The organism is Deferrivibrio sp. (genome assembly GCF_055117995.1).
Genome location: NZ_JBSQOT010000063.1, coordinates 1 through 7,046, shown reverse-complemented (window position 1 = coordinate 7,046; position 7,046 = coordinate 1). Strand labels below are relative to the sequence as shown.

The following is a 7,046-nucleotide window of genomic DNA, read 5'->3' as shown; positions in this document are numbered from 1 at the left end:
ACCTACTTCTCTGGATATTTGAGAAATATTTTTTCCTTGTTTCAACAATGTTTGAACTGTGTAATACATCGATACCCCCAGCACTTTTTATTTACCTCCCACCTATGTATTTGGTGGAGGCATGTTAACATACATAGGTGGGGATTTTTAAGGGCCTTTTACTGGGGAATTATTTTACCTTTAACAATTATCAACATATTAAATCATTTTAGAACAAGTTATCCCGTGCAAAGGTCTCATAGCAATACATTAACGGCTGTTTGTTATCTTGTGGCAGCAAGCCCACCAGAGCGAAAAGAGCAACTAATAAAATTGATAATGAATTTTATATCGTTTGAAGGGAGTTAAAATATTATGTCAAAGCCAATAAGTTTTTAAAAAATTGCGTATTGTTCGTATATTTTCCTTTGTACTCTTTTCCGTCACATTTTTTGTTGCTGAATGTCAAATTTTAATGGGCAGTCCTGTTCTTTTCAAAATGAAATTTACACGGTTTGGCTGTAAAAACAGTAAAAATTAGACAATTGAGCACCAGTAAGGTATTTTTATTTTATTTTGCAACATAAAGGCAACAACCATCTCCTGCTCTATCCTATAATTCCCGGACTTTTTCATATAATTGGAAATTTCTTTTAGCATTTGCGATTTCAACGTGTTTTCATTGTACTCTTTTTCAGCAAAAATAGGTTTATCTATCATATTATTAACAGACCTTATCGTTTCTAAGTCCGGATAGAAATCGGCAGATTTATTGTGTGATAATAAAATGTCAGCTATCATCAAACCTGATGGGTCAACATCTCCGAAATGAACTATTTGTTTAAAATTAAATTCTTTTAGGGCTCTGCTTATTTCCGATATATTCTGAAATCCACCGGCATAAATAAAAAGACTGTTTTCAGGATTGAGTTTGAAAAAAGGGGATAAGTTTTCAAATATTACAACATACTCCAAATCAGCCTTCACTTCAATTATCTTACTGCTAAAACATGAAAAAAAACCGTTTTTAAAAATAATATTCGTAATATCTTCTCCTGCAAAACAAACTTTGTTGTTGCTTCTTAAGTGGATAATGTTAAAATAATTTTCGATAATTTTATCAGATTTTTCAAAAAAGATATCAACTACTTTTCTCAGTAGGTTTGATTGCAATAAAATTTTTGAATTTCCAAAAACAACAGTGGAAATATGCCTTAAATCCCGATTTTCAACCTTATTCTTATTCAAATACATATAAAGCTTGTACGCATTTTCAAGGGATTTACTATCCTTTGGATAGATATTTTTAGATGCCAGAAAATAATATTTTTCCACTAAATTGCTACAGTGATTACTAAAAAAATTTTTCAAATAATCAATATCGTCAGCAATTACTCTATTGTTTTTCCTATAAGCAAGTCCGGAGTTTATAAATTCATCCAAACACTTTGAGTATTTACATTCCCCTGTTTCTATAAGTTTTAACAAAAAAAGACATCTCTTAAGCATTATCCATCTCAAATCTAACATGCGGCATAACAACCCCTCCATCACCAGAGATAAGATGATAATGCATCCCCTTGTTAAAATTTGGAAGATTTGGCAGGGCAACAATTAGTTGCAAGCCCCATGTTAGTGCTATCTCATACAGGGTATTTAAAGAATCTGAATCAAGTCTGTCGGCTTCATCAAGCACAATAGGAAGCATTTTGTTGTTAATACTTTCATCAGACAATCGTGTCAGCATACTTAATACTACAACAATATTAGTACCCAGATTTTCACCATTTGAAAGCCCTCTATCTCTCAAATTCCCAGATTCATCATAAAGCTCAATCTCAATGTCAAAATAATTTTTGTAATCAAGTACATCGTTCTCTGTAACCTGTGCCTTGTTATAACCCAAATTTTTTCCCAACTCTTTTATAAATTCCTCAAAATCTATATTTTCAGATTCCAATAAACTCATTATGGAACCTGATTGATGAATCTTTTGAAGCTTATGATATGCTGACCTTTCTTGGACTTTTAACCTCACCTGCCTGATTTTGCCAAAATGTACAGATTTTAAATCATTATTTAATTTTCTAAGTATACTTTTTATTTTATAGATATTCTCCTCAATACCTGCCTTAAAATTTCCAATTACTGCCCTGATGTCCTCTTCTATCTGCAATAGCTGGATATTTAATTTTTCTAGGTCTTCCATTAATTTTGTCAAAGACTGAAAATTTGGAAATACTTTGGTGATGGCATCATTTAGCTGCTCTAATATCCTGGTAGATTGGGGATAATTTTTTTCATGTTTCTTCAAAAAAGTATCAATTTCTTTTTCAAACACCCCTTTGCTCTCATAAAAATCACTATCTTTAATATCAAATTGCTTTGGTGAAATATCATCTGAAATTAATTTTTTTGCATTTTCACTAATTTTGTATATTTCATCTTCAAATACCGGTATATTATCCTTCAGTCTTTTAATCTCTTCTACCAATCTTTCCTGTCTATTTTCTAATTTTCCCTTTTTATTTTTCAGTTCGTCTATCTCTTTTTGCAGATATTCCTTGCTTTTTTTCATTTGCTCAACTTTTTTGTTTAAAACCTCTGTTTCAGTAAAATCTATTTCACCCATTAAAATTTCTCTTGGATAATCTTTTTCAAATTGTTTTTTTACAGCTTCAAGTTCATACTTACTTCGCTGCAAAGTTTGAATCTCTTTCTCAGCTTTTGTGAAATTACCCTGAGCGACATCTACATCTTTTTCAATTTTCTTCATCTCTTCCTGAATAATACTTAACTGCTCTTTAATCTCTTTAAGCTTATCAGAGGCCTTTATATAATCAAATTTGTAATCATCTCTTCCAAAATACATTTTATGTCTCTGAACCTTGACAAAGTCATTCTTTATTTTCTTTAAAATAAAACTTTTTGCTTCTATGAATTCGATATTTTTTTGTTTTTCGTATATTTCATTTTCAAGATAAGTCATATCAAGATATTCATAAACAAAGATCAACCCATTTATATCATTCAAAATATTTGTTACGCTTAGAATTTTTTGTTCAACTTCATTGATACTTCTTTCCAATTGTTTGATTTCTTCCAGAAGGGCATCAGCCTTTTGCTTTCTGGATTTTTCGCCTATTGACGGATATTTAGGTTTGGGTTCAAATCTTATTATGTGAGGTATATTTTTACAGGTTACAAGATACCCGTCATTTACCTTTTTTGTAATAAAATCATCAATATCAATACCGCTTTTATTTATAAAATATAGTCTTTCTTTACCTTTTGCATAATCATATATTTCATCATCATTTTCCGTTATCGCTGCATATTTCAGATCCCCAAGAATTGATTCGATCTCTTCACTATCCTCCAATGATACATTATCAAAGATTTTGTACAAAAAATTTCCATTAAAACTTTTTAATGCATCCGGCAAAATAATCTTGCCTTTGAGAAGTTCATTTACTTCATTGTTTTTTTCTTCTATTTCATTCCTGTGGTTTTCTTTCTGATTCTTTAAATCAAAAATCTCTGATTCTTTTAATTTAGCTATCCGGATTAACTCATCTTTTGTTGCAAATGTTATTTTGCTACTTTGAAGTTTTTTCTTCAAACCTAATGCCTTTCTGTGGCTTTTAAGTTTTTCCATCAAAACATCGTACTCTTTTTTGAAAAAATGTAAATTTTCAATATCTTTTGATATCTGCTCCCAGTAGTTCAAAAAATTCTCAAAATCTTTAATATTTTCTATCTCCTCTTTTGTAATCTCAAGAATATTCAGAAAATGCTTTTGAAATTCCAAATAATTATTGTAATGATAAGACAAAGCCTTAACTTCACCCTCAATTTTTGCTTTTTCTATTTCCAAGCTTTGTTTTTTTGACTCTATTTCTGCCAATGTCCCTTTTATTTTATTGAGTTCATCGTGGAAAAAGGCAAAAATTTTCTCTTTTTCAGCAAATTCTTCAATGATTTTATTTAGATCATCAGAAATTGAAGAATATCGCAAAAAGGCATTATAATTTTTGTTCAATGTTGAAATACTTGATAATAATTTTTCCAGTTGTTCCTCAGTAAATTTAAGCTCATTAGCCTTTTGAATTATCGCTTCACCTATCTTCTCAATCTCCAGGTCATGCCTTTTTATATCATTTTCTTTATCTATTATTTGAGCTTTAGTGTTTTCAAGCTTTGAGCTATAAATATTCAGTTGATTGCTAAGATATTTAAACGCCTTGTCGTTATAATCTTTTGCCACCTCTTCCAAATTATAAATCTCCTCTTTAATGGACTTTATCTGTGCGATTTTTCTTACAATATCGCTGCGTTGTTTAATACTTTTGGTGAGAGAGTGTATCAATTTTCTGGGGCTTGAGTCACCGGTAGACAATATATCTTTTAATATTTTCTTCCCCTGCCTGAGAATTCCGGTTGAAATAGATCTGTATAACATGGAAAATTCTGATATCTTGTTTGAGATATTTATCGCCATAATCCCATTTTCATATAAATAGCTGTGATATTCGGCGACAGTTTGAAAGTTTTGCAGTCTGAGCCCGGGATATCTATTTAATAAATTTTTCGTCAATATCTGAAAATTATCCAAAAGCAAGCTCCCCTCAAAAAAATCATCAGGACTTACAGATACATTTTCTATAACAAACGGCTTTATATCGACCTTCATATCGGGATTTTTCAACAACCTGACACCGAAAGATATTTTTTTATTAGTATTGAAAATAATATATCCTGATGAGTCATACATATAATCAGCAAGTGAGCGGTCATCCTTCTGAGTGGTTATGTTAAATTTTGTATAATGCTGATTTGCTATTAACCCTATCTGGACAGCATCAAGCAATGTCGTTTTGCCGACTCCGTTTTTACCAAATAAAGATGTAAATGTCTCATCAAAATTTACGATACATTTTGGATATAGTTTAAATCCAATAACAATAAGCGACTCAACAAAAACCCTATCCCTTTTTAAAATCATGGACATCTTCAATCTTCCTCTAAAACATCAAAATCCGTTTCATTGATAAAAATATTTAAAAGTTCTCCAATATCCATATCTTCATTATCTTTGTCGTAAAGCTCAAGCGCAAGGTCAAAAAACCTCTTTATGCTGCTTTTCACTTCTATATTAGAATTTGCGATATTTGCAGCAGTCCCATCCAGAATACCTATAAAGTTGTACTTATTTAGCTGTCTTAAAGTCTTTGCATAATTATCTTTGACCGTTTCAAGACGCTTATCGGACTCGTAAAAATTTTGCATTTTTTTTACAAATATTTCATATAAATGCTCCAATGCAAATATTGAGTTTAGCTCTTCAAAAAGGTCACCTGTATTAAACACAGGATTCTCCATATTCTGAAAAAATTTTAGACTCAGATACATTCCAAGAAATGTTTCCGATTTGCTATAGTACTCAAACGAAGTGTAATTGTCCTTTTTAGCAACAGAAAGATAATAGTTGCTGTCATAATTTTGCAGCTTATATCCTAAAAATTCATAATATTCGGATAATATCTCTTCATTTTCTTCAATAAAGGCATATTCCGAAGGAATATTGCTTGCAGAAATGTTGACACCATCCAAAAGCAAATAATTTATTCTTCTAAAGATAGGGTTATTCTCCCTGATTAGCTTCTCTAAACCGTCTTGCACCAACTTGGCCTCTTTTTTGTATTAGATTAATATTTGATAAATAGCAATTTATGTATTTAAATTCACTATCTTCGGGTATTACAGTCACTTCATCTGAAATTTCAAAAAGAATCTTGTTATAATACTTAGGCAAATTACCTTCCACCAGAGGAAATTTCATAATTTCCGAGATATAGTCAACTCTTCCCTCTTTTTCAAGTGTCATTAGCAGGTGATTTTTTATCTTTTCAATCTCAATTTTCTCGAATTTATCTATTTCTTCATATTTGATAGTATTTTCTATATGGATATGCACCGGCTTTCTCGGTCTGGTTTTCCAGGTGTATCTAAAATCTTTAACCTTTAATCGGCCTGGCTTTCGAAGCAAAACCTTCTTTTTTGCAAAATTTAAAATCAGTTTTCTTTGAAATTCCAGAATCCTATCAAGCGAACTAATATTTATCTGTGAAGTTATAAGGCTGACATGTCTATTTATAAATTCGGTTACATCCGTTAGTGTGTTTTCAAGTTCATTTTTTATACCAAACAATTTACGATAAGCTTTGTGAATATTATCAATTAGATCAGCTTCATCGTGAAGTTTTTGCTCAAGTATATTCACAAAATACAATATTTGATTATAAGCAGAATATTTCGACAAAGAAGTAGAAATTTCTTTCAATAGGCTACGAATAACTTCAAGATATCTTAAAAAATGAGTAAAAGACTCTTCATCACCACTGCCTATAGATACTTTTATCTTGGCCTTTATATCCAGAATTTCTTCTTTAATTTGCATTATTTTCTTATCTATTTTGAAAATTAGATCAAAAAATGTATGTTTGAAAAAACCATTGATTTCATTTTTAGAAGCATTCTCAAGATTTTTAAGAGCAATATAAATAGTGTTAAGATTACTTTCAACATCAGAGATAGTCTCCAAATCTTTCGAAAACAGCCCGTTTAAAACATTGCTACTTATTTCAGATAAATAGTAAGAATTTTTCTCTGTGGCAGAATAAAGTATCAGCCTTTTCTTTAAAAGGTTTTCCATTACTGAGTCAGCTTTTACCGGAACACTGCAGTTAAGCTGGCCTAAATAATTCATACTTCTGTGTATTGCTATACTTACAATCTCTTTGTCTATGAAATCGTTTTCATCGGATTCTTCTCTATGTAAGTGCAAAAGGTAAAGCGTAACAATTTCCACAGGTGAAATAGTTATGCCATCAGGAAATTTAGCAAGTAAATCTTTAATTTTTTTTATAATTTCTACTTCACTCATAAGTTAGTTTTATCATCTGCCGTCACCCCATTTTTATATAAGAAATGTTATTTGACAGGCATTTATAATTGATAATGCCTCCAAAATGTTGTATTATGATTTTGACAAAAAAAGCAACAAT

The 7,046-nt window shown here is 30.6% G+C and carries 4 protein-coding genes; all 4 read right to left on the bottom strand.

What is annotated here, in order from left to right; translation table 11 throughout:
- Positions 1–516 precede the first annotated feature (516 nt).
- Genes ACTCAF_RS10540 through ACTCAF_RS10525 form a run of 4 tightly spaced genes read right to left on the bottom strand, consistent with a single transcriptional unit; the run spans position 517 to position 6,925 of the window.
- Entirely contained in the window at positions 517–1,509 is a 993-nt protein-coding gene (locus ACTCAF_RS10540; protein WP_463063242.1) for a Wadjet anti-phage system protein JetD domain-containing protein, read from the bottom strand.
- On the bottom strand, positions 1,481–4,990 hold the full coding sequence (locus tag ACTCAF_RS10535) for an ATP-binding protein (RefSeq protein WP_463063241.1): 3,510 nt from the start codon (positions 4,988–4,990) through the stop codon (positions 1,481–1,483). Before ACTCAF_RS10535 ends, ACTCAF_RS10540 begins: the two co-directional genes overlap by 29 nt.
- Before the next feature lie 2 nt (positions 4,991–4,992).
- On the bottom strand, positions 4,993–5,661 hold the full coding sequence (locus ACTCAF_RS10530) for a condensin complex protein MksE (protein WP_463063240.1): 669 nt from the start codon (positions 5,659–5,661) through the stop codon (positions 4,993–4,995).
- Positions 5,624–6,925, bottom strand: coding sequence for a hypothetical protein (locus ACTCAF_RS10525; protein WP_463063239.1), 1,302 nt, complete (start codon positions 6,923–6,925; stop codon positions 5,624–5,626). The genes ACTCAF_RS10530 and ACTCAF_RS10525 overlap by 38 nt, the downstream gene beginning before the upstream one ends.
- Positions 6,926–7,046 lie beyond the last annotated feature (121 nt).